This window comes from Allobosea sp. 2KB_26 (genome assembly GCF_052115715.1).
Classification (GTDB): Bacteria; Pseudomonadota; Alphaproteobacteria; order Rhizobiales; family Beijerinckiaceae; genus Allobosea.
Genome location: NZ_JBFRHE010000003.1, coordinates 243,166 through 269,344, shown reverse-complemented (window position 1 = coordinate 269,344; position 26,179 = coordinate 243,166). Strand labels below are relative to the sequence as shown.

The window sequence follows — 26,179 nt, the reverse complement described above, 5'->3', positions numbered from 1 at the left end:
CTCGGTTGCGGATGTTGGCTTGTTTCATCCGCTCCCACTGTCCCATCGTTCCCCCGCTCAGATCTCCTCGTCAGGTGCGGTTGGGTCCAGGTTGCACCTTGATGCGAAGAGAGACCTCGACAGACCCGCGTTTCCGGGTTTTCGGTCTGGAATACTGCGCTACCCCATCGCCTCGCGCCGCTTCAACAGTGCGTTGAGCCGGTCCTGTTGTTCGTTGATCCGGTTCGCGATGGCCTCTTCCGCGCCCGATCCCGAGGTCGCGGTGGCTTGCTCCATCAGATCCGCGATATTCCGTCGGGCGATCGCAATCTGGTCGTCGAGATCCTGCTTGGACGCGTTCTCAGGCATTGGCTGAACCTCCGGCCCTCTGCATGCCTCGCTGTCGGGTCCCGGGCCGCTGGAACCCTGCTCGCGGCGCCGACGTTAGCTGATTGTGGTCCTCCGTGTGAGGCGAAATCGCGCTGGAGGAATCCGATGAGTGCAAACCCCATGCGAGCGTTCCTTTTCGGGACGGCACTATTCGCCTTGCTGTGCGCCGCCGCCCAGGCCCAGCCGGCACCATCTCCTTCGATGACCGGGCCGGAACACAAGGAGGGAACCGGGACCGGCTCGGGATCCTCCGGGATGGCGCCGCAGCAGGGCACCGGCAGCGGCGCGACACAGCATGCGCCGGGTGCCAATCGCCCCGAGCCGAACGGGCCGCCCTCTGCTGCCGACAGCCAGCAGAACCGCGATTATGGACGGGATACGAGCCCGGCCGGCCAGCCGATGCACCAAAGCAACCCCACCGGGGGGACCACGAAGCCCAACTGATGACCGCGCAATCCAGGCGGATGAGCGATCGGACGAGGCTACACACGAGCCGGGGCCAGGTCATTGCCCGCTCCGCCTCGCTCATCCCCAGCAACTGAGCTTGCCGACGGCCCCGCGGGAAAACGCCTTGTCATGCGCAAAGAGCATCGGCCTTCATCACGGCCAAGAGGGCGATCCGAGCCGCCCGCAACCTAACGTCGCTTCTTGCCGTTGGAGATCAGCGACCCGAGGCTGTTGCAGACCTTCCGGACCTGCGAGCAATCTCGATAGCTGACGGGGTATGGCGATCTGACGGGTCGATTTGTGCAGTAAGTGCGGGGCACAAACATGCGCCCCTCATATCGTCGCACAGTCTCGCAGCTTCTTTGGTATTGCGTTCTGTATTCGATCCGCTGATTCAGCACACATTGCCGCTACATTGTGCAAGATGCCTGCGCGGAATCCGCGAAAAGCAACGGAAATACAACCGTCAGGCTAAATATTGCTGCAGTGCAAATATAAAATCGTCTAAGCATCACGGTCCCCCCAGACGCGGAATTATTTATAGCCAGAGCCATCGCATAGGCAAGCTCAGAGAAAGATCGTTTTCTTGAATGGGGCGACGAAGATATTCGAGATTTCAAAGGCAAGGGGGGAGCCAAGAATACTCGATTGCCCCTTGGGTCCACCATATCGACTGGACTGATGCGCGACGCGTTCGATTGAAGGGAGAGTTCCGATGCGCTTCTCGAGCCGAACCGATGCCGGGCGCAGGCTGGCTTCGCCGCTCCTGCATTATCGCGGACAGCATCCTGTCGTACTGGCGCTGCCCCGCGGGGGCGTGCCGGTCGCAGCCGAGATCGCGCAGGCCCTGGCAGCGCCGCTCGACCTCATTCTCGTTCGCAAGATCGGCCTTCCCTGGCAGCCGGAGCTCGCCCTTGGTGCCGTGGTGGAGGGCGGGGAGCCGATCATGGTGCGCAACGAGGCGATCATCAGGCGTGCGGCCATCGGGGCGGACGAGCTCCAGCGCATCTGCGGTCGCGAACTCGCCGAGATCGACCGCAGGAGGGCTCGCTATCTCGGCGCGCGCGCCCGTGCGCTGCTCACCGGCCGGACCGTGATCGTCGTCGACGACGGCATCGCGACCGGAGCAACAATGAGGGCCGCGCTGAGGGCCATACGCCAGCGCGGGCCTGGAAGGCTCGTTCTGGCCGTTCCCGTCGCCCCTGCGGACGTCGTCGCGGAGCTGCGCTCCGAGGTCGACGATCTCGTTTGTCTCGACAGTCCGGAGCCTTTCGTCGCGATCAGCAGCTTCTACCGGGAGTTCGGGCAAGTCTCCGATGAAGAGGTCGTTTCGATCCTGGCGCGCTTTCCGGCCGGCGAACGGCACGCTGGCCGCTGATCCGCCATCTCGGTCCGTTTGCTTGATCAAGGCTGCGTGCTGCTGGTTGATCCAGCGATGAAGCCGCAGCAGGTGTTTCAATGAACCAATCGTTCAATCGGAGTCGTCCCGATCGATCGGCTGCGCAATCACGGCCACCTTGGGTCAACTGATGCCTGGCGGACACCGGCGCCATATCTGGGGGCTGGCCGAACCGATCGTCACCCGCACCTGGGTCTCGTCCTGAAGCACCATATCGACGGGCGCGCCGGCATCCGCCTCTCCGGCAGGCATGGTGAAGCTGAACCTGTGCCGCGTGTAGGCCCCCGACAGGGTCAGGCCCTTGGTGGTCGTCACGGAGGGGCCTTCGATGGCGAAGCGTAGCCCATGTCCGGAACACCAGGCGCCATCGATCGCATCGGCGAGGGCGGGGTTCATCGCCCCAACCGTCACGGCCGCGGCGGCTGCCAAAGCCAAGCAAACCCGATGCATGGGCGCTTCCTCCGTGATGACCGGGCGCTGAAGAGGATCGGTGCGCCCCAGGCGGCGCCACAATGAGGGAAGGTCGGGTCAAAGTGAAGGCAGATTGTAGTTGGAATAATTCTAAACTAGACGGGGCATTCCTCACATCGACCCGATCGGGATGATTCCGCCATGACGACCATCACCGGTTCCGCGCCGCTCTGTCCTGCCAGCGCGCAGCCCTGCACCTGCTTCCGCCCGTTCGAGCGCTCCTGCCCGGCGAGCGCGGCCGAGCAGGCCAGGCGCATTCCGGGCTGGTTTGGCGGCCGCGTGCCGCGCGCGCTGACCCTGTTCGGTCACGACCTCGAGACCATCGAAGTTCTGCGGATCGCCGTTGTCGCCCTCTCGGCGGTGCTGGTCTGGTTTCAGGTCGTTCGTCCCGTGGCAGGCTGGGATCTCGTCGGCGTCGGCGGCTTGCTGTTCGGAGCCTGGCCGATCGTCCGCGAGGCGATCGAGAACATCAAAGAGCGGCGAATGACCATGGAACTCTCCATGTCGATCGCCATTGTGGCGGCCGCCGCGATCTCTGAATTCTTCACCGCGCTGGTCGTCACCTTCTTCGTGCTCGTGGCCGAGGAGCTGGAGCATCTGACGGTCGACCGTGGGCGGGCTGCGATCGCCGACCTGATCGACGTGATGCCGCATGAGGCGACCGTGCGCCGCGACGGCGTGATCTCGGTCATTCCCATCGACAGCATCGTGATCGGCGACCGCGTCCTGGTTGCGCCCGGCGAGAATATTCCCGTCGACGGGGTCGTCAGGTCGGGCCTGTCCTATGTCGATCAGGCGCGGATCACCGGCGAGTCGATGCCGATCAAGCGCGGGGAAGGCGATGCCGTCTTCGCGGGCTCGATCAACCAGTTCGGCGCGCTCGACATCCAGGTCGACCGTGTCGGACGCGATACCAGCTTCGGGCGCATCATCGACGCGATCGAGAATGCGGAACAGTCCCGCGCGCCGGTCCAGCGCCTCGCCGACCAGCTCGCCGGCTATCTCGTCTACTTCTCCTTCGCAGCGGCGATCGTCACCTACCTGCTCACCGGAAATATCCGCGACACGATCTCGGTCATCATCGTCGCCGGCGCCTGCGGCGTCGCAGCCGGCACGCCCCTGGCGGTGCTGGGCGGCATCGGCCGCGCCGCGCGCAACGGCGCGATCATCAAGGGCGGCATGCACCTTGAGACGCTTGGGCGCATCGACACGATCGTGCTCGACAAGACGGGGACGCTGACCTTCGGCGAGCCGCGGGTTCTGGAGATCCATCCGGCGCGCGGCCGCAACGAACAGGAGCTGCTGAGGCTGGCGGCGTCTGCCGAACTGCGCTCCGAACATCCGCTGGCCAAGGCGATCGTCGCGGAGGCACGGGCGCGCGAGATCGCGGTGCCGGAGCCCGATCGCTTCGACTATACGCTCGGGCGCGGCGTCACGGCGCAGCTCGGCGAGGATCGTATCCTGATCGGCAGCGTCAAGCTGCTGCAGGCTGATGGGATCGAGCTTCCCCCGGACCGGGCCGGCAACGCCGTCTCGTCCGAAATCTGCGTCGCGGTCAACGGCCTCTATGCGGGTTCCTTCGCAGTCGCCGACGAGGTCAGGCCGGAGGCGGCCGCTGCCATTCGCGCCCTGCATGCCTTGAAGATCCGCACCATCCTGCTGACCGGCGACAATGCCCGGGTTGCCAACAGCGTTGGCGCCAGTCTGGGCATCGACACGGTCGAGGCCGGCATGCTGCCCGAGCAGAAGCTGGAGCGCGTGCGGGCCCTGGTCGCCTCCGGTGCCAAGGTCGCCATGCTGGGCGACGGCATCAACGACGCGCCGGCGCTGACGGCTGCAAGCGTGGGCATCGCGATGGGGTCCGGGACCGACGTCGCCAAGGAGAGCGCGGATATCGTGCTGCTGGCCAACGACCTGGAGCGCCTGGTCGAGACGGTTCGCATCGCCCAGCGCACGCGCGGCGTCATCTGGCAGAACTTTTCAGGCACGATCGCGGTGGATGCCCTCGGCATCGCCATGGCGGCCTTCGGCTTCCTGAATCCGTTGCTGGCCGCGTTCATCCACGTCTCGTCCGAGCTGATCTTCATCTCGAACTCCGCGCGGCTGCTGCCGGCCGGCGAAAAGCGGGTGAAGGCAGCAGCCGGGAGAGAGTCATAGGTAACAGACCGGCGCCAGCCGCGGATCCTGTGGGGCAGGAGCCTAGACCTGATGTCCGACGAGCGCGCCGATCGCCCAGGTCGCGGCCATCGCGATGGCGCCCCAGAATGTCACGCGCAGGGTCGGCTTGACGATGCCGGCTCCGCCGACAACGGCGCCGATCGAGCCGAGCAGGGCAAGGCAGACGAGCGAACCGCCCGAGACCGCCCAGCCGATCGATCCCGCGGGCACGACGAGGGCGAGCAGCAAGGGGACGGCCGCGCCAGCCGCAAAGGTGACGGCCGAGGTCAGGGCCGCCTGGACAGGCCGCGCGATCATGTGCCCGGCGAGGCCAAGCTCGTCGCGTGAATGCGCTTCGAAGGCATCTTTCGCGGTCATCTGCTCCGCGACCCGGCGGGCAAGCGTCGGTTCGACGCCGCGCTCCACGTAGATCTGCGTCAGTTCGGCCAGTTCCGCCTCGGGCTGTTCGGCGAGTTCGCGGCTCTCGCGCGCCATGTCCGCCTTCTCGGTGTCGGACTGGGAGCTGACGGAAACATATTCACCGGCCGCCATCGACATGGCGCCGGCGACGAGCCCGGCCACGCCCGCGACCAGCACCTCGTCGGCGCTCTTGGCCGCCGCCGCGACGCCCACGACGAGGCTTGCCGTCGAGATGATGCCGTCATTGGCACCGAGCACGGCGGCGCGAAGCCAGCCGATCCGCTCGACAAGATGATTTTCGCGGTGGCGCGGATACATGGCGTCGATCCCTGCGGTTGGCCGGGCCGCTCAGTCGAAGCGCGAACCGCGGGGCGTGACCAGGGGCAGCATACGCGAGAGCGTTGCATCCTTCAGGACGAGGTGATGGGCAATCGCGGCCAGCGCATGGACGCCGGCCAGCACCATGAAGAGATGGGCGGCCACGACATGCGCGTCCTTGACGGTCTTTGCCAGAGCGGTGTCGAGCGCGACCGGCGAAGGAATGGTGGCGAGCCAGAAGAAGTCGACGGGACGGCCCCTGATCCAGGCCGCGAAGAGTCCGATCAGGGGAATCGCCAGCATCGCCGCGTAGAGGCCGAGATGCGCGATCTTCGCAGCCAGCTCCACCATCGGCGCGGCCGGTAGCGCCTCGGGCGCGGGCGTCATGCTGCGCCAGCCGATGCGCACGACCGTCAATGCGATCACGAGAAGACCAAGCGACATATGCAGCGTGAGCAGCCAGGCGCGGTCGCCCTTCGGGAATTCGTCGCGTACGAGCCCTATCCCATAGGCGGCGATGACGGCGAGCGCGATGGCCCAGTGAAGGCTGATGGTGAACCTGTCATATCGGCGTGTCGGCATGATGAAGTCCTCATGGCGGGAGCTGAGAGCTGGGGCGGGGCCTGACGGCTGGTCAGTCGTCGTCGTCATCCCGCGCGAGACGTTCGAGCGTTGCGGGGTCGAATTTCGCCTTGACGCGGTGCCCGGCGTCATCGGCCGCACGGACCTTGTAACAGCCATGGTCTGTCTTGATCCGCATGATGGTCCAGCCTTCGGCACGGAGCTTTTCGACCAGTGCCTCGCGCGGCTTCCACTCCGTCATCGGAGCAAGGCAGCGCTGGCCGGCGAATGCGGGGGGCGCCACGCCTACAAGGAGTGCAAGTGCGGCGGCTGGCAGGGTGCGGTTCATGAAACCTGTCCTCCACAGGGTGCGGCGATGGCCCCTTCCATCACGCCAAGCTGACACCCACCTGAACGGCGGATGCGATTGCGTTCAGCCCGCTGTCAGCTTTGTGCCATAGACGGGCGAATGGTCCCCCGGAGGCTGCGGAACCCGGCATGCGTGTGCTTCTCGTCGAGGACGATCCGATCCTGGGTCCAGCGGTGCGCGACCAGGTTGCCGCCGACGGACATGGCGTGGATTGGGCAAGCCGGATTGCGGATGCCAGGGAGTTCATCCGGCTTGCGAGCTACGACCTGATCCTGCTCGACCTGATGCTGCCGGATGGCCGAGGGCTCGACCTGCTGCGCGCCAGACGGCAGGCCGGCGATGCGACCCCGGTGATCGTCCTGACCGCACGCGACCAGGTCTCGGACCGGATCGCGGGGTTGAACGCCGGGGCCGACGATTATCTCGTCAAGCCGTTCGATCTGGCGGAGCTTTCCGCACGCCTGAGCGCCGTGGCGCGCCGCTACGGCGGCAATCCCAATCCCCTGCTGCGGGTCGGAGATCTGACGCTCGATCTTGCGGCGCGCACCATCACCAGGGATGGCCGCAGCATCGCCCTGACCGCGCGCGAATGGGCCCTGTTCGACGCCTTCATCCAGCGCCCGGCCATGCTTTGCTCCAAGGCGCTGCTCGAAGAGCGGCTCTACGCCTTCGATTCCGAGGTCGAGAGCAACACGATCGAGGTCTATGTCGGGCGCCTGCGCAAGAAGCTCGGCGCCCATGTGATCGAGACCGTGCGCGGCATGGGCTATCGTCTTGGTGCCACACCCGCGGCGGGATCGGGCAAGGCGAGGCCATGACGATATTCGCGCTGCCGCCCAGGGGCAGCCTGCAGCGCCGGCTAGCCTTGTCCCTGACCGGCGGCGTCATGGCGCTGTGGCTGCTGGCAACGCTGGGCGCGGGCTTGCTCCTGCGCCATGAGATCGACGAGGTCTTCGACAGTGCCTTGCAGGAGGTGGTCCAGCGCGTGCTGCCGCTGGCCTATACCGAGGTTCTCAATCGCGATGCGGATGCAGAACCCGGGCCCCAGCAGATCGCATCGGTCGGCGCACATCGCGAATACATCACCTATGTCGTGCGCGATGCGGCTGGGCGCAGCCTGCTCCAGTCGCATGACGCAGACCCGGCGCAATTTCCCCCAAACCCCGCGCATGGCTTCAGCGACGGGCCGAGTTCGCGGCTCTACACGGAGGTCGCCGTCAGCGGCACATTGATCGTCACGGCCGCCGAGCGACCGGGCCATCGCCAGAATGCGGTGCGCGACGCCATCAAGGTGCTCGCCTGGCCGCTGCTGCTGCTCTTGCCGCTCGGCATCGCCGGAACCTGGGCGCTGGTCGCCTTCACCCTACGGCCGGTCGTGGCCTTCAGGCACGAGATCGAGGCGCGCGGCGATGCTCATCTGGCGCCGGTCGCCATTGCGGCGCTGCCCTCTGAAATCGCGCCGGTGGCAGAGGCTGTGAATGCGCTGATGGTGCGGATGCGGCGGGCGCTGGATGCCGAGCGCAGCTTCACCGCCAACAGCGCGCATGAATTGCGCACGCCGGTCGCTGCCGCCCTCGCGCAGACCCAGCGCCTCAGGGCCGAGCTTCCCGAGGGGCCGGCCCGCGCCCGTACCAGGGAAATCGAGACGGCGCTGCAACGGCTGGCGCGCCTGACCGAGAAGCTGCTTCAGCTCGCCAAGGCGGAAGGCGCCGGTTTGCTGTCCGGCGCGCCGGAGGACCTCGTGCCGGTTCTCGCCATCGTCCTGCATGATCTCGAGGCCCAGGGCAGGATCGAGCTCTCGCTGCCGGCTGGGGAGCGGTTCGTCTCGACGCTGGACATCGACGCCTTTGCGATCCTCGCGCGCAACCTGATCGAGAATGCACTGAAACATGGCGCTCGCACCGGGCCGGTACGGGTGACCTTGACGCAGGACGGGCGCTTCAGCGTGACCAGCCACGGGCCGGTGCTGTCGCAGGAAGTCCTCGCCGGCATGACGCACCGCTTCGCGCGCGGCACGACCATGGCCGATGGCTCCGGGCTCGGCCTCTCGATCGTGCAGACGATCATGCGGGGTGTCGGCGGCGAGGTCATCTTCTGCTCGCCCGCCCCGGGGCAGGCGGATGGCCTCGAGGTCCGGGTGCAGCTCCCCGGTCTGAAGCCGACCGCCGGGTGAGTGCCATTCGTTCCCGTCGCCAGGGCGCGGCCCGGGCGGTGCGGAGCGGCAACCTCGGTTGCGGTCTCTTGGGGGCAAGCCGTCTTGGGCGCTTTCTGCCGGGGAGAAGCATCCGTGGAGGCGTCGCCTCGCTTCCGGGAGCTTCAACGACCGCCCGCCTGTCCTACCCAGTAGCGCGGACCGGGGCCTAGCCGCGAGGCCCGGTCCGCGGGGTTCGTCATGCGGCAGCTCTCGAGCGAGAGGCAGCCGCAGGAGATGCAGCTGGACAGCCCCTGTTTCAGCCGTTCGAGCTCGGCAATGCGCGCATCGATGCGCCGCTGCCAGCTTTCGGAAAGGCGCGACCAATCCGCTCCGCCTGGAACATGGTCGGTCGGCAGTTTGGCGAGTTCCTCGCCGATCTCGTCGAGGGACAGCCCGACGCGTTGCGCAAACACGATGAAGGCGACGCGGCGCAGCACCGAACGGTGAAAGCGCCTGTGGCCTGATCCCGCCCGCTCCGAGACGATCAGCTTGCGCTCCTCGTAATAGCGCAGGGCGGAGGAGGCGACGCCGCTGCGTCGCGACACCTGGTTGATCGTCAGCATCGCGGCAGGTGGGCGAAGGGCTTGCATTTCGGGCCTTTACTTCAAGCTCACTTGAACTTTTACAAGCATGGCGACACAGCCGCAAGGAGCCCTGATGAGCACTGTCGCAAACGCCGCCCCATCGCGGGACCTGCCCGAACGCGCGCGTCTGCGCGACTGGCTCGGCCTCGCCGTCCTTTCCCTTCCCACCCTCCTGCTTTCCGTCGACATGACCGTGCTGCATCTGGCGGTGCCGCATCTGACGCGCGAGCTGCTGCCCGGCGCGACCGCGCTTTTATGGATCATCGATATCTACGGCTTCATGATCGCAGGCGGGCTCGTGGTGATGGGCACGCTCGGCGACCGGATCGGCCGGCGCCGGCTGTTGCTGCTGGGCGCAGCCGCATTCGGGGCCGCCTCCGTCCTGGCCGCTTTTGCGCAAAGCCCGGCCATGCTGATCGGCGCCCGCGCCATGCTGGGGCTTTCCGCGGCCGCGCTGATGCCCTCGACGCTCGCGCTTCTCACCACCATGTTCCGCGTGGAGGCGCAGCGCGCCTTCGCCATTGCGGTCTGGAGCGCGATGTTCGTCGGCGGAACCGCGATCGGCCCCTTGCTCGGTGGAGCCCTGCTCGAGCATTTCTGGTGGGGAGCGGTCTTCCTGATCAATCTCCCGGTGATGCTGCTCCTCCTGATCGCCGGGCCATTCCTGCTGCCGGAAAGCCGCAACGACGCGGCCGGGCGGCTTGAGATCGTCAGCGCGGCCCTGTTCCTGCCCGCGATCCTGGCGGGGATTCTTGCGATCAAGCAGTTCGCAGCAGCGGGGCCTGACGCAACGGCCCTGATCGCAGTCGCCATCTCGGCAGGGTTGGGGTTGCTCTTCATCCGCCGCCAGCGCCGGCTGCCGGATCCGATGCTGGATCTCAGGCTGTTCGCCAGTCGTCGGGTCGGAATCGGGCTCCTGACCCAGTTTGGCGCGATCTTCGCCGTCGCCGCGCCGTTCTTTCTCGCCACGCAATATCTGCAGATCATCGCCGGCCTGTCGCCGCTCGCGGCGGGGCTCGCCCTGCTGCCGCCGAGCCTGGCGGGGATCGCAGCGTCGCTCCTTGCCCCTGCCATCGCGCGCCGGGCAAGGCCGGACCGGACCATCGCCGGCCAGATGCTGGTCGCCGCGACCGGCTTCCTCATCCTGGCTATGGTGACGCCGGAGACGAATCCTGCGCTGCTGCTTGCCGGGCTCGGGCTGACCTCGGTCGGGGTCGGCGGGGCGATGCCCTTGCTCGTCACCCTGATCCTGAGTGCGGCGCCTGATTCCCGCTCGGGAGAAGCCTCCGCCTTGTCGGGAATGAGTGGCGAACTCGGCATGGCGATGGGGCTTGCCGTGATCGGAAGCCTCGCCGCAGGTCTCTATCGCCTGGAAATGGCCGGGCTTGTTCCAGTCGGTGCGCCGCCTGGAACGGCGCAGTCCTTCGGCCTGACCGCAGCCTATGCTTTGACGCTTGAACAGGGCCTTGCCGGCCGGTTCATGGACGCTGCCCGCAGTGCCTTTGTCGCGGGGCTGAACGGCGCTGGCGCCTTCGGTGTGGGGCTGGCCCTGCTGCTTTGTGCAGGCGCAGCATGGGCGTTTCGGCCCTCGCAGGCGGCAGGCTAAGCCAATGGCCGCCCGCCGCCGATCTCTCTGTAACGTCCTTGTTTCGGTCTAGCTCCAGAAACCTTCCTGATAGGCGCGGGGCGAGAAAACCGTCTCGTCCTGCTGCTCCTCGTGGTCCTCTTGGGGCTCGCGTTCTGTCTCGACTACGCAGTCGGAACCGTGCCTGTCCAGCATCGAATCTCTCCTTTCAGATTGTGAGGGAGGGTGCTTAGGCAGTCCCTATATGACTATTTATGCTGCAACGCACAAGACGAAGGCGATGCGCCCCGCATGCGCCCAGCGCGGGAACAAATCAGTTACAACCGTGTTGCTATGATTCCCCCGCAACGCGGAGTTGTTGTGTTTTGCCGCGACGCGGCCTTGAAGATTGGATCCGAGATGAACCGAAAGACCTTCCTTGCGAGCGTGCTGGGTGCGATCGCGATCGCAGGTGCAGCCGTTGCTTCTCCTACGCCCGCCAGTGCCGAAGCTTTACCCGCTGGCCTGGCCGCCGGCCTCGACCGGCAGCCAGCCGAATACAGCATGACCGCCGCCAAGGAGCGCCGGCTGATGATGATGCAGGAAGCCAACCGCCAGCAGCGCTATGGTCGCGGCGGCTATGGCCACCGTCCTGGCTACGGCCCACGTCCCGGTTACGGACCGCGTCCTGGCTATGGACCTCGCCCTGGGTATGGCCCGCGCCCCGGCTACGGCCCGCGCCCTGGTTACGGCCCGCGTCCCGGATATTACGAACGCTGGTGATCCAAAGCCTGTCCGGACACGCCCGTCCCGGGCAGGCCTGATCATTCTCCAGGGGGAATATCCCTGTCCGCCTTGCCGATCGTGGCCCGCCGTTTCGAAGGGAATGGCGGGCCTTTTGTATTTGGAACCGCTTCGTCGTGTTCACGCTCTGCCTGCTCGAATGGTGGAGCGCGGCCGCCGCGTCTGAGGATCGTGATCGCCTCACTCCCGACGGGAGTTCACCAAGGGAGCGGCGATTGCGCTGGCGGAAGGCGCTGGGCCCGAGCGTTCCGGGGTCGGTGCCCCGGCGGGCAGCAGGCCCTGGGCCTTGAGGTCGCGCCAGAGCGCCGATGGCACGGGCGCAAGCAGCGAGGCGACGTTCCGGCTGATCTCGCCCGGCGTCACTGCGCCCAGCACGATGCTGGCGACCGCCGGGTGGGCGGCGCAGAAGGCGAGAGCGGCCTGCGGCAGGGCGACGTCATGCGCCCGGCAGATCTCCTCGATGCGGGCGACCCGCGCCAGGATGTCCGGCGGCGCGGCGCGGTAATCGTAATAGGCGCCGGGGCGGGCGCCGGTGGCGAGAATGCCGGAATTGAAGACGCCGGCGAGCAGGACGGCGATATTCCTGCGCAGGGCGAGCGGCAGAAAGCTGTCGAGCGCGCCCTGTTCGAGCAGCGTGTAGCGCCCGGCCAGCATCATCACGTCGAAATCGCCAGCATGGGCAAAGCGTTCGCACATCTGCGCCTCATTGACGCCGATGCCGATGGCCTTGACCGCGCCCGAGCTCCGCAAGCGGTCGAGTGCACGATAGGCGCCGTTCATCGCCTCGGAAAAGCGCTGCTCGGCCTCTGCGCCATGGGTCCAGACATCGATATCGTGGATCAGCAGGATGTCGATCCGGTCGGTGCCGAGGCGCAGGAGCGACTGCTCGAAGGAGCGCATGGCGCCATCATAGGAATAGTCGATCACTGCCCGGTGCGGCAGTCCGCCCAGATAGCCGGAACCGTCTTGCGGCGGCAGCGTCGGATCCATCCAGCGCCCGACCTTGCTCGACAGGATGACGCTGTCGCGCGGGACGTCGCGCAGGGCGGCGCCGATGCGGTGCTCCGAGAGGCCGCGACCGTAGAGCGGCGCCGTATCGATGAGATCGATCCCGGCAGCGAGGGCCGCGTGCACGGTCGCCCGGGCCGTGCTCTCGTCGAGGCGCTGGTAGAGATCGCCCAAGGGCGCTCCACCAAAGCCGAGCAGGCTCGGCGCGAGAGTGCCGACGGCGCGCCGGGGCAGGGCGGCGGGCAAGGGCGCGGGTACTTGGCCCTCCGTCGCGCTCATCGCGGATCGATCGGCGCCCGGGGCAAGGCGAGCTCGCGCTCGATCCAGGCGCCGAGGCGAAACAGCTCGGCCTCGCGTCCGCCATGCGCCAGAATCTGGACGCCGATCGGCAGGCCGTCCTTGGAGAAGCCAATCGGGATCGACAACGCGGGCAAACCGGTCAGCGACCAGATCGCGGTGATCGAGATCCAGTCGAGATAGTCCTGCATTGGCTGGCCCTCGATCTCGCTGAGGAACAGCGTCTCGATCGGGAAGGGCATGGCCTGGGTGGCCGGGCAGATCAGAAAATCATGCTGATCGAGGAAGGCCACGGCCTTGCGGTAGAGGTCGGAGCGGCTGCGGTTGGCGGCTGCGATCGCGCGGCCGGACTGGTCGCGCCCGCGCAGGATATCCTCCATCACCGGCGCGGGGAATCTGGCGCGGTGTGCGTCGACCAGCGGCTCCCAGGTCGCAAAGAAGCTCTCGCCGCGCAGCACCCGAAAGGTTTCCATGGCACCCGTCACGTCGGGGGCGCCATGATGGACGGCGATACCGGCCCGCACCAGCACCTGAGCCAGGCTCGCGATCGCCTGCCGGATCGGCGCCGCGACCGGAAGCGCGCCGAGATCGGCGGAGATGGCGAGGCGCTGCGGCCGGGTCGGCTTCCGCGCGGCCTCGAGGAAGGGCGGCTGCTGCGAGGGGGCGGTCAGGAAATCCCCGGGGTCGAAGCCGGTCATCGCATCGAAGAAGAGGGCGAGGTCGGCGACGTTGCGGGCCATCGGTCCTTCGACGAAGATCGTGTCGAACGGGTCTGCCAGATGTTTTCGGGGCACGCGGCCAGGCGTCGGCCGCAATCCCGCGACATTGCAGAAGGCGGCCGGGATGCGCAGGCTGCCGCCATAATCATTGCCATGGGCGAGCCAGGCCTCGCCCGTCGCGAGCGCGACGGCCGCACCCCCCGAGGAGCCGCCGCAGGTGAGGCGGGTGTCGTAGGGATTGCGGGTGGAGCCGTGCACGCTGTTGGTCGTCTGGGCGCCGCCAAGCTCCGACAGGTTGGATTTGCCGAGCACGATCGCGCCGTTGCGCTCCATCAGCGCGACCGTGCGGTCGGAGCTTGCCGAGATACGGTCCTTGAAGATCGCGGTGCCGCCGGTGTTACGGATGCCTGCGACGTCGTTGTTGTCCTTGACGACGATCGGGATGCCGCCGAGCACCGACACATGCCCGGCGCGCCGGGCGTCGTCGGCGGCCTGCGCCTGTTCCAAAGCGCGATCGAGACAGAGCGTCGGCACCGCATTGACGGCAGGCTCGACCGCCGCGAGCCGCGCGGCGGCGGCGTGCACGAGATCGACGGAGGTCACCATGCCATCGGCCAGCAGGTCGCGGACGGCAAGCGCGTCGAGATGGATCAGATCAGTCGACATGGAGGGTCCTGGATGAGGCGGGGCTGCTGCAGGAACGGCGAACGACCAGGCGTGGTGCCATCACCGTCATGGTTCCGGGGCCGAGGCGGGTTCCGGCGATGCGCTCGGCAAGCAGCGCCAGCGCCGCTTCGCCCATGGCGCGGACGGGCTGCGCGATCGCGGTCAGGCGCGGCGAGACGGCATCCGCCCAGGGCAGGTCGTCGATGCCGACGAGCGAGATGTCCTCGGGGCAGGCAAGGCCGCGATCGGCCAGCGCCCTGACGGCGCCGATCGTCATCAGATTGTTGGTGGCGAAGATCGCGGTCGGCGGCTCCGGCAGGGCCAGCAGCGCGAGCGCGGCGTCATAGGCCGGCTGCTCCTGGAAATCGGCTTCGCGCACCAGCGTCGGGTCGAAGCGCAGGCCGGCCGAGAGCAGGGCTTCGCGATAGCCCTGCATGCGATCTGACGCGGTGCGCAGCGCGTCCGGGCCGTTGATCAGGCCGATGCGCCGGTGGCCGCAGGCGATGAGATGGCCCGTGGCCTCGAACGCGGCGCGATGGTTGTCGAGGACGACGCAATCATAGCCGAGACCGTCCATGGCGCGGTCGACCAGCACGACCGGAACCTCGAGCTGGGCGAGCAGGGAGGCCCGGTTCATCGAGGCTGTGCCGGTCGGCGCCAGGATCAAGCCGTCGATCCGCTGCGACCGCAGCATCTTGAGATGCGCTTCCTCGCGCTCGCTGCGTTCGCTCGAATTGCACAGCAGCACGAGATAGCCGCTGGCGGCCGCGGCATCCTCGACCGCCTCGAACAGATCCGAGAAGAACGGGTTGGTGATGTCGCCGACGACGAGGCCGAGCAGGCCGCTCGATCGCTTGCGCAGCGAACGGGCTCCCGCATGCGGGGCATAACTCAGTTTCTCGACTGCGGCGCGCACCCGGGTCAGCAATTCGGGGCTGACGCGGTCCGCGCTGTTCAGCGCGTTGGAGACGGTCGCAACCGAGACATTCGCCAGTCGCGCCACGTCCCGTATCGTCGCCATGCAGCCTCCTGTAAAACGGTTCAATTCATGATTCAGTCTTGCGAAGGGTCTAGCGATTAGCAAGAAATAATGTCGGGATATAGGAACTTGATGGATATAAAAATCTGTGAGAGCCTTGTTTGAAACGTTTTACAAAAGAACGTGATGGAGGGAGCGAGATCGTGACGATGCCCTGTCCCGCTGCGGCGCTGCGCGCGGTGTCCCGCGCATGATTCCCTACATTCTGCGCCGGCTGGTCTCGACGATTCCGGTCCTCGCCTTCGTGGCGCTGTTCGTCTTCCTGCTGCTGCGGCTCACGCCGGGCGATCCTGCCGTCCTGATCGCCGGCGATCAGGCGACGACGGCGCAGATCGAGACGATTCGCGAGCAGCTCGGCCTGAATCGCCCGCTGGTCGAGCAGCTCGTGAGCTGGGTCGGCCAGCTGGCGCGCGGCGATCTCGGGCGCTCGGTCTTCTCCGACATGGAGGTGACGCGGCTGATCGGGCTCCGCGTCGAGCCGACGGCGATGCTGGCGCTGGTCGCGCTGGTGATGGCGCTGGCGATCGCGCTGCCGCTCGGCACGATCGCGGCGGTCAAGGCGGGCAGCGCCGTCGACAGGGCGGTGATGGCCTTCGCCATGCTCGGCTTTTCCTCGCCGGTCTTCGTCGTCGCCTTCCTGCTCGTCTATGTCTTCGCGCTGACGCTCGGCTGGTTTCCGACCCAGGGCTATGTTCCGCTCTCCCAGGGGCTGCTGCCCTGCCTCAACAGCCTTGTCCTGCCAGGCCTGGCGCTCGCCATGCTCTATGCGTCGCTGCTGGCCCGCATCACGCGCGCGAGCCTGCTGGAGGTGCTGTCCGAGGACTATGTCCGTACCGCGCATGCCAAGGGCGTCCGTCCCCAGCGCGTCGTCCTGCGCCATGCGTTGAAGAATGCCGCGATCCCGATCGTGACGGTGGTCGGCGTCGGCATTGCCGCCCTGCTCGGCGGGGTCGTGGTCACCGAGACCGTGTTCAACATCCCCGGCCTCGGCCGGCTCACGACCGACGCGATCCTGCGCCGCGACTATCCGGTCGTGCAGGGCCTGATCCTCGTGTTCTCGGTCATCTACGTCGTCGTCAATCTCCTGGTCGATCTCAGCTACGTGCTGTTCGACCCGCGCATTCGCTACTGAGGGTCGCATGGCAATGACCGAGACCCGAGCGGGCGTCGTCGAAGCGAGGATGGGCGTTTCGTCCCACGCGGGGGCGACATGGCGCTTCCTGCGCGCCAATCCCGTGATTCTCGGCGGGCTCGCCGTGATCCTGCTGTTCACGGCGGTCGCGCTGATCGCGCCGCTCGTCCTCGTCGATCCCGCGAGACTCAATCCGATCCAGCGGCTCAGGCCGCCGGGGCTCGATCATCTGTTCGGCACCGATCAGGTCGGCCGTTCGACCTTCTCCCGCACGCTGAACGGCACGGCGATCTCCTTGACGGTCGGCGCGCTCGTCACCGCGGTGACCGTCATCTTCGGCCTGCTGATCGGGCTCGTCGCCGGTTTCATGCGCCGGCTCGACGGCGTCGTCATGCGCATCATGGACGGCATCATGGCGATTCCTGGCATCCTGCTCGCCATCGCGCTGATGTCGCTGTTCGGTTCCAGCGTGAAGAACGTGGTCATCGCGATCAGCGTCGCGGAGATCCCGCGGATGGCGCGGATCGTGCGCTCCTCGGTACTGGTGATCCGTGAGCAGACCTATGTCGAGGCGGCGATCACCAACGGAGCGCCCGTGCCGCGCATCCTCTTGCTGCATGTCCTGCCGAATGCCGCGGCTCCCGTGATCATCCAGGCGACCTATGTCTTCGCCTCGGCGATGATCGTCGAATCCATCCTCTCGTTCCTGGGCGCCGGCACGCCGCCGACGATCCCGAGCTGGGGCAACATGCTGGCCGAGGCCCGGCCCTTCATGCAGCGCGCGCCCTGGATGATCGCCTTTCCCGGCGTCGCGCTGGCGCTCCTGGTGCTGACCGTCAACGTGCTGGGTGATGCGCTGCGCGACGCGATCGACCCGCGCCTGGTGCGCAAGCTGAAGGCCTGACCGCAAGGGCTGCGAAGGGCTGCCGAAACACCGCCGCGCTCACGCGGCCAAGGAGACACCGCCGGGTCAAGGCGGGCCGAACGGACCGAGGATTTCAGGGAGGGATTGATGACGCGTTTGACGAGACGGATGACGATGGCGGCCGCAGCCATGGCGATGACCATGGCCAGCCTGCCGGCGCTGGCGCAGAGCGTGCTGAAGGTGCGGCCCTTCGGCGATCTGCGCACGCTCGATCCGATGACGACCTCGGACTACATGGTCCGCAACCATGGCTACATGGTCTACGACATGCTGTTCGCGCAGGATTCGAGCGGGGCGATCAAGCCCCAGATGGTCGCGAGCTACAGCACCGCGCCGGACGGCCTGACCTGGACTTTTGTGTTGCGCGACGGGTTGACGTTCCACGACAACCAGCCGGTGACCGCGGCCGATGTCGTCGCCTCACTGAAGCGCTGGGGCGAGAAGGACGGTCTCGGCCAGCAGCTCATGGCCCATACCGCCTCGCTGACGGCAACCGACCCGAAAACCGTGACGCTGGTCTTGAAGGACCGCTGGGGCCTGGTGCTCGACGCGCTCGGCAAGCCGAGCTCGATGCTGCCGGTCATCATGCCGGCCCGCATCGCCGCGACGCCGTCGAACCAGAACATCACCGATGCGGTCGGTTCCGGCCCCTTCATGCTGGTCAAGGAGGAATGGTCGCCCGGCGCCAAGATCGTCTACGCCAAGGCGCCGATGTACCAGCCGCGCCAGGAGGCCGCGGACGGGCTCGCCGGCGGCAAGCAGGCCAAGGTCGACCGCGTGGAATGGCTGATCATGCCGGACGCGCAGACGGCGCTGAACGCGCTGCAGGCCGGAGAGATCGATATCTTCGAGGAGCTGCCGCCGGACATGATCGGCATTGCCAGGAAGAACCCGAAGATCGCGATCGCGAAGCTTTCGGCGCTTCAGGGCGTGTTTCGCATGAACCAGTCGCAGCCTCCCTTCAACAACCAGAAGCTGCGCCAGGCGATATTGCGCTTGGTCGATCAGGAGCAGACCCTGCGGGCCTATGTCGACGACAAGGCGCTCTTCACCAATTGCCCGTCCTTCTACATGTGCGACTCGCCCTATTTCACCAAATCCGGCTGGCCTTCGCCCGATGCCGCCGCAGCCAAGAAGCTGGTGAGCGAGAGCGGCTACAAGGGCGAGAAGATCGTCCTGCTCGATGCGACCGAGACCGCGCTCAGCCCGCACACGCTGGTCGTGGCGCAAATGATGCGCGATATCGGCCTCAACGTCGATTATCAGGCGATGGACTGGGGCACGCTGTCGAGCCGGCGCACCAGCAAGAACCCGGTCGAGCAGGGGGGGTGGTCGGCCTTCCTCTCCGGCCCGGCCGCACCCGACATGTCCGAGCCGCTCGGCCATCTCGCGCTGCGCTCGAACTGCGACAAGGCCTGGTTCGGCTGGCCCTGCGACGACGAGATCGAAAAGCTGCGCGCCAGCTTCACCACGGCGCCCGATATCGAGGGCCGCAAGACGATCGCGCGGCAAGTACAGGAACGCGCGCTCGAAACCGTGCCCTACGTCTCTGTCGGCCAGTTCTGGCTGGTGCGCGGGCATCAGGCCAACTTGGCGGGCCTCCTGACCCCGGGCGTGCCGGTCTATTGGAATGTCGCCAAATCGCGCTGATGTTGCGCTTAAGCCCCGCGGGGCGTCTGAAACCGAGCGAGCGTCCGGCACGTCCGGGCGCTCGTTGCGCGAGGAGGCCACCGCCCGGATATTGAGACCCTGCATATGCGGCTCGGATCGGGCGCGACGCGTGTGGGCTCTCTTGCCCATCTTTCCAGCCGGATCTGGGCACTGTCCCACGCGATTAGACAATTCCCGGCCCGGTGCCCTAAGTGTCGGGGGCGAACGACTTTAGGTTGAGGGCCTGCCTTGGAAGCTTTGGTGATACTCGGCTTTGCCGTCATTGGCTTCCTCATCGCCATTCCCTGGGCCGCCTTCTCCTCCCTCTCGCGCGCCAATCGCGCGCTGGCCCTGGTTGCGAAGCAGCAGGAGGAGATCGACCAGCTCCGGCTTGCCCTCTCCACGCTCCGCGAAGCCCGCGGCGAACCCGGTCAGGCGGAGGCTGAAGCAGAGGCCGAGGACGGAGGCGTCGCGGCGGAATGGCTGCATCGCGAGCTTGCCCCGGCGGAAGATCCAGCCCTCGCGGCCGAGGCCGCGCTGCAGACGACACTGCAGACCCCGGCGGAACCCATCGCCGCCGCCCCGCTTCCTGCCGACGCACGCGCAGCCGAAGCGGTGGCGCTGGAGCAGGCTGTCGCGACAATGGAGCTGGCGCGGGGCGCGGAGGCCGAGGCCCCGCCATCGCTCGATAGCGTTGCAACGCCTGAACCTGTGCCAGCCGCGCCCCGCCGCGATCTCGAGGAGGCCATCGGCTCGCGCTGGGCCGTCTGGGTCGGCGGCATCGCACTCGCCTTCGGCGGGCTCTTCCTCGTCCGCTATTCCATCGAGGCCGGCGTTTTCGGCCCCGGCATGCGGCTGCTGATGGGCGCAGCCTTCTCCCTCATGGCAGCCGTGGCCAGCGAATATCTCAGGCGGAGCGATCGGCTCGCCGATCTCGGCGAGCGGCCGGGCGCGCTCGGTCGGCTCGGCGGGGCCAATATTCCCGCGGTTCTCGCCGGCGTCAGCGTGCTTAGCGGCTTCGGCGTCGTCTACGCCGCCCATGCGATCCACGGCTTCATCGGGCCGGGCCTGGCTTTCACGCTGATGGGGCTGATCGGGCTCGCAGCACTCGCCGCATCCCTGCTGCATGGCCCGGTGCTTGGCCTGTTCGGCCTGGTCGGCTCCTATGCGACGCCGCTGCTGGTCGCGAGCACCGCGCCGAGTTTTCCGGCGCTCTCCGTGTTCCTCGCCCTCGTCACGGCTGTCGCCTTTCTCCTGCACGCCAGGCAGCCGAGCCGCGTGGTGACGCTCGGCGCCATCGCCGGCCATGGCATCTGGACTGCCCTGATCGGGCTGTCTGGGGAGAGCCCGACATGGTCATCCCTTCTGCTTATCGTCGGAGCGGTGCTGGCGCTTGTCTTGCTGAAGGAATGGCCGAAGCTGAGGGGCGGAACAGCCAGAAGCGCCTGGCCGGTCGCCGGCTTCGACGGCATCGGCCTTGCCGCGATCGCGACGCCGCTGGTCCTGTCCGGGGTGCTGTGGACGGCCCAAGGCGGGCCCGGCATGCTGCATCTCGCCATCCTGACGACCGTGCTGGTCGCCATCCTTTCTGCTGTCCGGCACGGCGATCTTGCCCCGCTGGCGCCGCTCGCCGCGGCCGCCGCCGCCGGCATGGTGCTGCTCTGGCCGAGCGTGCAGGGTGCCTTCGGGCTCTCGCCGGATCTCGTCTTCGACATCGTCCGCCTGAGCATCACCGGCAATGCCGGGCCGGGCATTCGGTGGAGCGCGGCGCTGCTTGCCCTGATCATCGGCGGCTTGCCCCTCTCGGCCTTGCTCCTGCGCAAGGGCGCCGGGGCCGGCGGCTTCATTATCCGCGGCTGCCTCGGCTTCGCCTCCGCGCTCGGGCCGCTCTGCCTGCTGCTGGCGACGGCGCTCCGCAGCAACGGTTTCGAGCGCTCGACCGGCTTTGCGGCGCTCTCGCTTCTGCTCGCTGCCGCCCTGTTTGCCGCGTCCGAAATGCTGCTGCCGGTCGAGCGCCGCAGCACGCGCTCGCGGACAAACCCGCTGGCGTTGATCGGCTCGGCCGCCTACGCCGCCGGCGGCGCGATCGCGCTTGGCCTCGCCGTCGCCTTTGCCCTGCGCGAGACCTGGCTCGTCGTCGGGCTTGCCGTCGCGGCGGCCGGCGTCGCGATCATCGCCAGCCTGCGGCCGATCCCGCTTCTGCGCAGCATGTCCGCCGCCCTGGCGACGGCCGCGCTCGCGCGCCTGGTCTGGCAGCCGATCGTCTCCGACATGGGTTCCTGGCCGCTCGTCAACTGGGTCATCCCGGCCTATGCGGGGCCAGCCCTGTGCTTTGCCATCGGCGCGCTGGCGCTGCGCGGCAAGCTGGACCGGCCGCGCAGCGTTCATGAGGCCCTGGCGGCCTTCTTCGGCGCGGCCTTCATCCTGCTCGAGATCCGGCAGTTCTTTGCCGGCCCCCAGCTTGTCCCGGATATCAGGCTGATCGCCGGCCATTATTCCGGCCTGCCGCGAAACCGCCTGTTCGAGGAGGCTGTCGCCCATGTCGTGGCGCTCGGCCTGATCGGCGCTGGCCTGCAAACCCTGGCGCGCCGCCTGGGCGGACGCGTCTTCGGGCCGGCGGCTGATATCACGGCGGCCCTCCTGCTTCTGCTCAGCCTCGCCGGGCTCTGCGGCCTGCTCAACCCGCTCTTCGATGGCACGGCGGTGCTCGGGCCACCGATCTTCAACCGGCTTCTGTTCTATGTGCTCGCCGGGGGCGCGCTCGGCCTGCTCGGCTTCCGGCTCGATCGCGGAGAGGCGCGCTCGCGCATCGGCGAATGCCTGACCGCCTGCGCGGCGGTGCTGGTCTCGCTTGGCGCCGTCCTGATCGTCCGGCAGGGTTTTGCCGGCCCGGAGCTGGCGCCGCGCTCGGTCGAGACGGTCGGCTTCATCGAGGCGGTCATCGTGACGATCACGCTGCTCGCCCTGGCAGCAGCCGCGCGCATCTGGCACGAGGTGGCGCAGAACCGCGTCACCCGTTGGGTCCTGCGCGTGCTCGCTTTCGCTGCGATCGGCTGGGCTGCTCTGGCGCTCGGCATCGTCCGCAATCCGCTGCTCGATCAGAGCGGGGTCTCCGGTCCCGTCATCTTCAACCGCATCCTCTGGGGCTATGGCGCGGTTGTGCTCGCCTTTGCCGGCGCAGCCTTCTGGTTGCGCGATGCGCGGCCCGCGATCAGCCGGGCCTTCGCCAGGACGGCATGGGCGGGCACGGCGCTTGGCGCCTTCCTGCTGCTGCGGCACGGCTTCCATGGTCCGCTGCTGGTCTCGGACGAGCCGGTCACGCTGGCCGAGGCCGGATGCTACGCCGCAATCGGTTTCATCATGGCCATTGCGGCAATGATCGCCGGCACGGTCACGATCCAGGGGCGCGCTGTGCCCTTGCGCCCGGAGAGCGCGGCGATCGCCTCCTGCGCCGTCTTCGCGGTTCTTTCGGGCGTCGTCGCCAATCCGCTGCTGAGCGAGGTCCCGCTGGCGGGCCTGTTCATCCTCGACAATGCGCTGGTCGGCTATCTCATGCCCGCGCTGCTGGCTTTCGCTGCGGCGCGCTGGACGCGCGAATTCGTTCCAGCCGCGCTGCCGCGGCGGATTTTTGGCGGCACCGCGATCATCGGTGCGCTCGCCTATGTGCTGATCGAGGTCCGGCGCTGGTTCGTCGGCCCCGATCTCCTGGCCGATGGCGTCGGCGCGACCGAGCTCTACGCCTATTCGGCCGCGATCCTGCTCTATGGCGTCGCGCTGCTGGCGCTCGGCTTCCGCCTGCAATCGAAGGATCTGCGCCTGGCCTCGCTCGCGGTCGTCACCATTGCGATCTGCAAGGCCTTCCTGGTCGACATGTCCGGGCTGGAAGGGCTGTTGCGGGCGCTCTCCTTCATCGGCCTTGGCGCGAGCCTCGTCGGCATCGGGCTGGCCTATCAGCGCCTGCTGCAGCGGGAAAATGCGCAGCAGGGCGCGGCAATCCGGGAGAGCGCGGCTGCGACCGAAGCATCGGCGAGCGGCTGATCCTGTCGTCGCTCACAAGAAAGGGAGCCGTGATCTCGTCACGGCTCCCTTGAAGCCTCCGGATGGGAGTGCCTGATCGGGGGATCAGGCGACCTTGACGAGATCAGCTTGCGAACGCTGCCGCCAGAACCGCAGGAGCGGGAAGAGAAGCAGCGCTAGCGCCAGGCTGAGAAGGATTGCGGCAACCGGCGACGAAACCAGGACCAGCGGGTCACCTTGTCCAATCGCCAGAGCGCGGCGCAACTGGAGTTCCGCCATCGGTCCCAGGATCAGGCCGATCAGCGCCGGTGCGATCGGCACGGAGCAGCAGCGGAAGCCGTAGCCGACAAGGCCGAGCAGGCCGAGGATCAGGAGATCGACCCAGGACTGCGACAACCCCCAGACCCCGACCAGCGAGAAGATCAGGATCCCCGCATAGAGATGGGGTTTGGGGATGGCGAGCAGCTTCACCCAAACCCGCGCCATCGGCAGGTTGAGAACCAGCAGCATGATATTGCCGATATAGAGCGAGGCGATCACGCCCCAGACCAGCTCCGGATTGCTGGTGAACAGGGTCGGGCCCGGCGTCAGGCCGTAGTTCTGAAAGGCGGCGAGCATGACGGCTGCGGTCGCCGACGTTGGCAGGCCGAGCGTGAGCAGCGGCACCATGACACCGGCGACGGCCGCGTTATTGGCCGCTTCCGGCCCGGCGACACCTTCGATGGCGCCATGTCCGAACTCTTCGGGATTCTCGGAAAGACGCCGCTCCAGTGTGTAGGAGAGAAGCGTCGGGATTTCCGATCCTCCCGCCGGCATGACGCCGATCGGAAAGCCGATGGCCGCCCCGCGCAGCCAGGGTTTCCAGGATCGTCTCCAGTCCTCTCGGGTCATCGCGATCCGGCCCTTGACCTCGATCAGCTTCTGGGGCTCCCGGCTGAGACGGCTTGCGACGAAGAGGATCTCGCCGACGGCAAACATCGCGACGAGCACGATGGTGATGCCGACGCCATCGGCCAGTTCGGGAACACTGAGTGTCAGGCGGGGCAGGCCCGACTGGAAATCGGTGCCGATGACCGCGAGGAAAAGCCCGAAGAAGAGCGAGACCAGCCCGCGCAGGATCGAGGTGCCGAGCACGACCGAGACGGAGGTGAAGGCGAGCACGGCGAGGGCAAAATACTCCGCAGGCCCGAAGACGAAGGCAATCTCGGAGATCGCCGGTGCAGCGACCGTCAGCAGCATCGTGCCGATGGTTCCGGCCACGAAGGAACCGATCGCGGCGGTTGCCAGCGCGGCCGCGCCGCGGCCGTTCTTGGCCATCTTGTTGCCTTCCAGCGCCGTGATCATCGAGCCGGATTCGCCGGGCGTGTTGATCAGGATCGACGTGGTCGAGCCGCCATACATGGCGCCATAGAACACGCCTGCGAAAATGATGAAGGCGGCTGTCGGCGACAGCGTCACCGTCACGGGCAGCAGAAGCGTGATGGTCAAGGCCGGGCCGATGCCGGGCAGGACCCCGATCGCGGTTCCGAGCGCGCAGCCGACAAGCGCCCAAAGCAGGTTCATCGGCTGCGCGGCGACGGCAAAGCCATGGATCAGCGCATCGAGAACGGACATCACAGCCCTCCGAGCGGAAGGAAGCCGCCGAGCTGAACGCCGAGCTTGGTGAAGGCGAACCAGGTGACGCTTGATACGGCGAGACCGATCGCCAGGTCTGGGAGCGGCCGTCGCGAGCCATAGGCTCGGGTGATGAAGGCGTAGGCGATGGCGCCGGCGAGCGGGAACCCCACATAGCCTATGAGGCCAACGGGGAGAAAGACCCCGGCAGCGGCGGTCAGGAAACCGGCCCACGACATCGGTCGCGTCAGGTCTGCGCCCTCGGTTTCCTCGGCTTCGAACCGGGCGCCCCGCGCCACCTGATACCCCATTGCGCCCCCCAGTGCCGTCAGCACGAGTCCAACCGCGAGGACGAAGAAGCCAGGACCGATGCCGGCATAGGCCTGGGTCAGGGGCAGGCGCGCGGCGTCAGCGAGCACCGCGAGGCCAAGACCTGCCACGGCGAGGGGAAGGCCCCAGCGCAGCAATCGCTGCGCTGGGGCCGTCGAACCCGTCGACGTCTTCACTTCGCCACTCCCAGCTCTTCGAGGATCGGCCTGATGCGGGCGTTTTCCTCCGCGATGAAGGCGCCAAACCCGCTGCCCCCGAGGAAGGCGCTCTGTAGGCCGCTCTTGGCGAGTTCCGCCTTCCATTCCGCCTGGGCGGTCATGCGCTCCAGCCGTTCGACCCAGTTCTGCCGCGCCGTCGCCGACATGCCGGGAGCGCCGACGATGCCGCGCCAGTTGCCCATGGCGACATCGACGCCCGATTCCTTCAGGGTGGGTGCCTCGACCTCCGGCAGGCGTTCCGGCGAAGTGACGGCGATGATCCGGACGCGGCCGGCATCGGCAAGGCCCTTCAGCTCGGACGCTCCCGAAACCAGGACGGCGATCTTGCCGCCGGCGAGCTGGGTGACGGCCTCCGCGCCTCCGCCATAGGCGATATAGTTGATCCGTGCGGGAGCAACCCCGGCGCTCCTGGCGATCATGCCCGCAATGATATGGTCGACCCCGCCGGCAGAGCCACCGCCGAACGAGACGGCTCCCGGATTGGCCTTCAGAGCATCCGTCAGGTCCTTGACGGTCTTGAATGGCGAACTCGTCGGGACGGCGAGCCCGTTATATTCAAAGGTCAGTCGCGCGATCGGCGTCGTGTCGGTGATCGGCAGGGATCCCTTGGTCGCCATGATCGAGCCGAGCAGGATCACGCCCATGCCCATCAGGGCATTGTCCTGTCCCTTGCTCGTCCGGATGAACTCACCCAGCCCCAGGGTGCCGCCGGCGCCGGGCTTGTTGGTGAAGACCGCCCCATCCTTGAACAGCCCCGCCTTGTCGAGCATGCCGAGCGCGAGACGGGTCGTGGTGTCATAGCCGCCGCCGGCCCCTGCCGGGACCATGACCTTGGCCGGCTCGGCGAGCGCCGCCCCGGAAACGCTAACCGCCATAGCGATCGAGATGAATGTTCTGCGCAGCATG

General features: G+C 67.4%; 22 protein-coding genes. 10 read left to right on the top strand and 12 right to left on the bottom strand.

The features are described 5' to 3' along the window. Nucleotides 1-159 precede the first annotated feature (159 nt). On the bottom strand, nt 160-348 hold the full coding sequence (locus AB4099_RS12020; RefSeq protein ID WP_113516372.1) for a hypothetical protein: 189 nt from the start codon (nt 346-348) through the stop codon (nt 160-162). A 1,183-nt stretch (nt 349-1,531) separates the two neighbouring features. Here AB4099_RS12020 and AB4099_RS12015 point away from each other — a divergent pair. Then, the gene (locus tag AB4099_RS12015) at nt 1,532-2,194 is read left to right on the top strand and encodes a phosphoribosyltransferase (RefSeq protein ID WP_441478259.1); all 663 of its coding nucleotides are present in this window, start codon (nt 1,532-1,534) and stop codon (nt 2,192-2,194) included. 144 nt (nt 2,195-2,338) lie between these two features. Here the strand turns inward: AB4099_RS12015 and AB4099_RS12010 are convergent, their stop codons facing one another. Beyond that, entirely contained in the window at nt 2,339-2,665 is a 327-nt protein-coding gene (locus AB4099_RS12010) for a hypothetical protein (protein WP_441478258.1), read from the bottom strand. 162 nt (nt 2,666-2,827) lie between these two features. Between AB4099_RS12010 and AB4099_RS12005 the strand changes: the two genes are divergently transcribed. After that, complete coding sequence (locus AB4099_RS12005) at nt 2,828-4,843, top strand: heavy metal translocating P-type ATPase (protein WP_441478257.1); 2,016 nt, start codon at nt 2,828-2,830, stop codon at nt 4,841-4,843. Nucleotides 4,844-4,885: 42 nt separating this feature from the next. Here AB4099_RS12005 and AB4099_RS12000 read toward each other — a convergent pair whose 3' ends face one another. From AB4099_RS12000 to AB4099_RS11990, 3 genes are read right to left on the bottom strand one after another with little or no spacing between them, the layout of a single operon-like run. After that, on the bottom strand, nt 4,886-5,581 hold the full coding sequence (locus AB4099_RS12000; RefSeq protein WP_113516367.1) for a VIT1/CCC1 transporter family protein: 696 nt from the start codon (nt 5,579-5,581) through the stop codon (nt 4,886-4,888). Nucleotides 5,582-5,611: 30 nt separating this feature from the next. After that, entirely contained in the window at nt 5,612-6,163 is a 552-nt protein-coding gene (locus tag AB4099_RS11995) for a cytochrome b (protein WP_162768219.1), read from the bottom strand. Between the two features lie 52 nt (nt 6,164-6,215). Beyond that, nucleotides 6,216-6,491 carry a PepSY domain-containing protein gene (locus tag AB4099_RS11990; protein WP_113516479.1) on the bottom strand — a complete coding sequence of 92 codons (276 nt, stop codon included), beginning with the start codon at nt 6,489-6,491 and terminating at the stop codon, nt 6,216-6,218. 149 nt (nt 6,492-6,640) lie between these two features. On the opposite strand from AB4099_RS11990, the gene AB4099_RS11985 reads away from it, so the two are divergent. After that, nucleotides 6,641-7,330 (top strand): response regulator, encoded by a 690-nt coding sequence (locus tag AB4099_RS11985; protein WP_113516365.1) that lies wholly within the window; start codon nt 6,641-6,643, stop codon nt 7,328-7,330. Next, the gene (locus AB4099_RS11980) at nt 7,327-8,685 is read left to right on the top strand and encodes a sensor histidine kinase (RefSeq protein ID WP_113516364.1); all 1,359 of its coding nucleotides are present in this window, start codon (nt 7,327-7,329) and stop codon (nt 8,683-8,685) included. Before AB4099_RS11985 ends, AB4099_RS11980 begins: the two co-directional genes overlap by 4 nt. 143 nt (nt 8,686-8,828) lie before the next feature. Here the strand turns inward: AB4099_RS11980 and soxR are convergent, their stop codons facing one another. After that, on the bottom strand, nt 8,829-9,296 hold the full coding sequence (gene soxR / locus AB4099_RS11975; protein ID WP_441478256.1) for a redox-sensitive transcriptional activator SoxR: 468 nt from the start codon (nt 9,294-9,296) through the stop codon (nt 8,829-8,831). Nucleotides 9,297-9,363: 67 nt separating this feature from the next. On the opposite strand from soxR, the gene AB4099_RS11970 reads away from it, so the two are divergent. Both AB4099_RS11970 and AB4099_RS11965 read left to right on the top strand, forming a co-directional pair. After that, the gene (locus tag AB4099_RS11970; RefSeq protein WP_113516362.1) at nt 9,364-10,896 is read left to right on the top strand and encodes an MFS transporter; all 1,533 of its coding nucleotides are present in this window, start codon (nt 9,364-9,366) and stop codon (nt 10,894-10,896) included. A gap of 378 nt (nt 10,897-11,274) precedes the next feature. Beyond that, nucleotides 11,275-11,637, top strand: a complete 363-nt coding sequence (locus tag AB4099_RS11965) for a hypothetical protein (RefSeq protein ID WP_113516361.1) — start codon at nt 11,275-11,277, stop codon at nt 11,635-11,637. Between the two features lie 201 nt (nt 11,638-11,838). Here the strand turns inward: AB4099_RS11965 and AB4099_RS11960 are convergent, their stop codons facing one another. The 3 genes from AB4099_RS11960 to AB4099_RS11950 are packed head-to-tail and all read right to left on the bottom strand — an operon-like array spanning nt 11,839 to nt 15,369. After that, on the bottom strand, nt 11,839-12,945 hold the full coding sequence (locus AB4099_RS11960; protein WP_441478255.1) for an aldo/keto reductase: 1,107 nt from the start codon (nt 12,943-12,945) through the stop codon (nt 11,839-11,841). Then, nucleotides 12,942-14,348 (bottom strand): amidase, encoded by a 1,407-nt coding sequence (locus AB4099_RS11955; protein WP_113516359.1) that lies wholly within the window; start codon nt 14,346-14,348, stop codon nt 12,942-12,944. The genes AB4099_RS11960 and AB4099_RS11955 overlap by 4 nt, the downstream gene beginning before the upstream one ends. Beyond that, entirely contained in the window at nt 14,338-15,369 is a 1,032-nt protein-coding gene (locus AB4099_RS11950) for a LacI family DNA-binding transcriptional regulator (RefSeq protein WP_113516358.1), read from the bottom strand. The genes AB4099_RS11955 and AB4099_RS11950 overlap by 11 nt, the downstream gene beginning before the upstream one ends. Nucleotides 15,370-15,577: 208 nt before the next feature. Between AB4099_RS11950 and AB4099_RS11945 the strand changes: the two genes are divergently transcribed. From AB4099_RS11945 to AB4099_RS11930, 4 genes are all read left to right on the top strand, one after another. Next, nucleotides 15,578-16,519, top strand: coding sequence for an ABC transporter permease (locus tag AB4099_RS11945; RefSeq protein WP_441478254.1), 942 nt, complete (start codon nt 15,578-15,580; stop codon nt 16,517-16,519). A 13-nt stretch (nt 16,520-16,532) separates the two neighbouring features. Continuing rightward, nucleotides 16,533-17,423 carry an ABC transporter permease gene (locus AB4099_RS11940; RefSeq protein ID WP_441478253.1) on the top strand — a complete coding sequence of 297 codons (891 nt, stop codon included), beginning with the start codon at nt 16,533-16,535 and terminating at the stop codon, nt 17,421-17,423. A 108-nt stretch (nt 17,424-17,531) separates the two neighbouring features. Further along, nucleotides 17,532-19,094, top strand: coding sequence for an ABC transporter substrate-binding protein (locus tag AB4099_RS11935; protein WP_441478252.1), 1,563 nt, complete (start codon nt 17,532-17,534; stop codon nt 19,092-19,094). A gap of 249 nt (nt 19,095-19,343) precedes the next feature. Beyond that, the gene (locus tag AB4099_RS11930; RefSeq protein ID WP_441478251.1) at nt 19,344-23,132 is read left to right on the top strand and encodes a DUF2339 domain-containing protein; all 3,789 of its coding nucleotides are present in this window, start codon (nt 19,344-19,346) and stop codon (nt 23,130-23,132) included. A gap of 84 nt (nt 23,133-23,216) precedes the next feature. Here AB4099_RS11930 and AB4099_RS11925 read toward each other — a convergent pair whose 3' ends face one another. From AB4099_RS11925 to AB4099_RS11915, 3 genes are read right to left on the bottom strand one after another with little or no spacing between them, the layout of a single operon-like run. Then, a complete protein-coding gene (locus tag AB4099_RS11925) occupies nt 23,217-24,725 on the bottom strand; it encodes a tripartite tricarboxylate transporter permease (protein WP_113516354.1) in 1,509 nt (502 codons plus the stop codon). Continuing rightward, nucleotides 24,725-25,231, bottom strand: coding sequence for a tripartite tricarboxylate transporter TctB family protein (locus tag AB4099_RS11920; RefSeq protein ID WP_441478250.1), 507 nt, complete (start codon nt 25,229-25,231; stop codon nt 24,725-24,727). The genes AB4099_RS11925 and AB4099_RS11920 overlap by 1 nt, the downstream gene beginning before the upstream one ends. Next, complete coding sequence (locus AB4099_RS11915) at nt 25,228-26,178, bottom strand: Bug family tripartite tricarboxylate transporter substrate binding protein (protein ID WP_441478249.1); 951 nt, start codon at nt 26,176-26,178, stop codon at nt 25,228-25,230. The genes AB4099_RS11920 and AB4099_RS11915 overlap by 4 nt, the downstream gene beginning before the upstream one ends. Nucleotide 26,179: the final 1 nt, after the last annotated feature.

Coding starts and splice junctions, on each gene's coding strand:
- AB4099_RS12020 (WP_113516372.1), bottom strand. CDS start 348: ATGCCTGAGAACGCGTCCAAGCAGGATCTCGACGACCAGATTGCGATC.
- AB4099_RS12015 (WP_441478259.1), top strand. CDS start 1,532: ATGCGCTTCTCGAGCCGAACCGATGCCGGGCGCAGGCTGGCTTCGCCG.
- AB4099_RS12010 (WP_441478258.1), bottom strand. CDS start 2,665: ATGCATCGGGTTTGCTTGGCTTTGGCAGCCGCCGCGGCCGTGACGGTT.
- AB4099_RS12005 (WP_441478257.1), top strand. CDS start 2,828: ATGACGACCATCACCGGTTCCGCGCCGCTCTGTCCTGCCAGCGCGCAG.
- AB4099_RS12000 (WP_113516367.1), bottom strand. CDS start 5,581: ATGTATCCGCGCCACCGCGAAAATCATCTTGTCGAGCGGATCGGCTGG.
- AB4099_RS11995 (WP_162768219.1), bottom strand. CDS start 6,163: ATGCCGACACGCCGATATGACAGGTTCACCATCAGCCTTCACTGGGCC.
- AB4099_RS11990 (WP_113516479.1), bottom strand. CDS start 6,491: ATGAACCGCACCCTGCCAGCCGCCGCACTTGCACTCCTTGTAGGCGTG.
- AB4099_RS11985 (WP_113516365.1), top strand. CDS start 6,641: ATGCGTGTGCTTCTCGTCGAGGACGATCCGATCCTGGGTCCAGCGGTG.
- AB4099_RS11980 (WP_113516364.1), top strand. CDS start 7,327: ATGACGATATTCGCGCTGCCGCCCAGGGGCAGCCTGCAGCGCCGGCTA.
- soxR (WP_441478256.1), bottom strand. CDS start 9,296: ATGCAAGCCCTTCGCCCACCTGCCGCGATGCTGACGATCAACCAGGTG.
- AB4099_RS11970 (WP_113516362.1), top strand. CDS start 9,364: ATGAGCACTGTCGCAAACGCCGCCCCATCGCGGGACCTGCCCGAACGC.
- AB4099_RS11965 (WP_113516361.1), top strand. CDS start 11,275: ATGAACCGAAAGACCTTCCTTGCGAGCGTGCTGGGTGCGATCGCGATC.
- AB4099_RS11960 (WP_441478255.1), bottom strand. CDS start 12,945: ATGAGCGCGACGGAGGGCCAAGTACCCGCGCCCTTGCCCGCCGCCCTG.
- AB4099_RS11955 (WP_113516359.1), bottom strand. CDS start 14,348: ATGTCGACTGATCTGATCCATCTCGACGCGCTTGCCGTCCGCGACCTG.
- AB4099_RS11950 (WP_113516358.1), bottom strand. CDS start 15,369: ATGGCGACGATACGGGACGTGGCGCGACTGGCGAATGTCTCGGTTGCG.
- AB4099_RS11945 (WP_441478254.1), top strand. CDS start 15,578: ATGATTCCCTACATTCTGCGCCGGCTGGTCTCGACGATTCCGGTCCTC.
- AB4099_RS11940 (WP_441478253.1), top strand. CDS start 16,533: ATGACCGAGACCCGAGCGGGCGTCGTCGAAGCGAGGATGGGCGTTTCG.
- AB4099_RS11935 (WP_441478252.1), top strand. CDS start 17,532: ATGACGCGTTTGACGAGACGGATGACGATGGCGGCCGCAGCCATGGCG.
- AB4099_RS11925 (WP_113516354.1), bottom strand. CDS start 24,725: ATGTCCGTTCTCGATGCGCTGATCCATGGCTTTGCCGTCGCCGCGCAG.
- AB4099_RS11915 (WP_441478249.1), bottom strand. CDS start 26,178: ATGCTGCGCAGAACATTCATCTCGATCGCTATGGCGGTTAGCGTTTCC.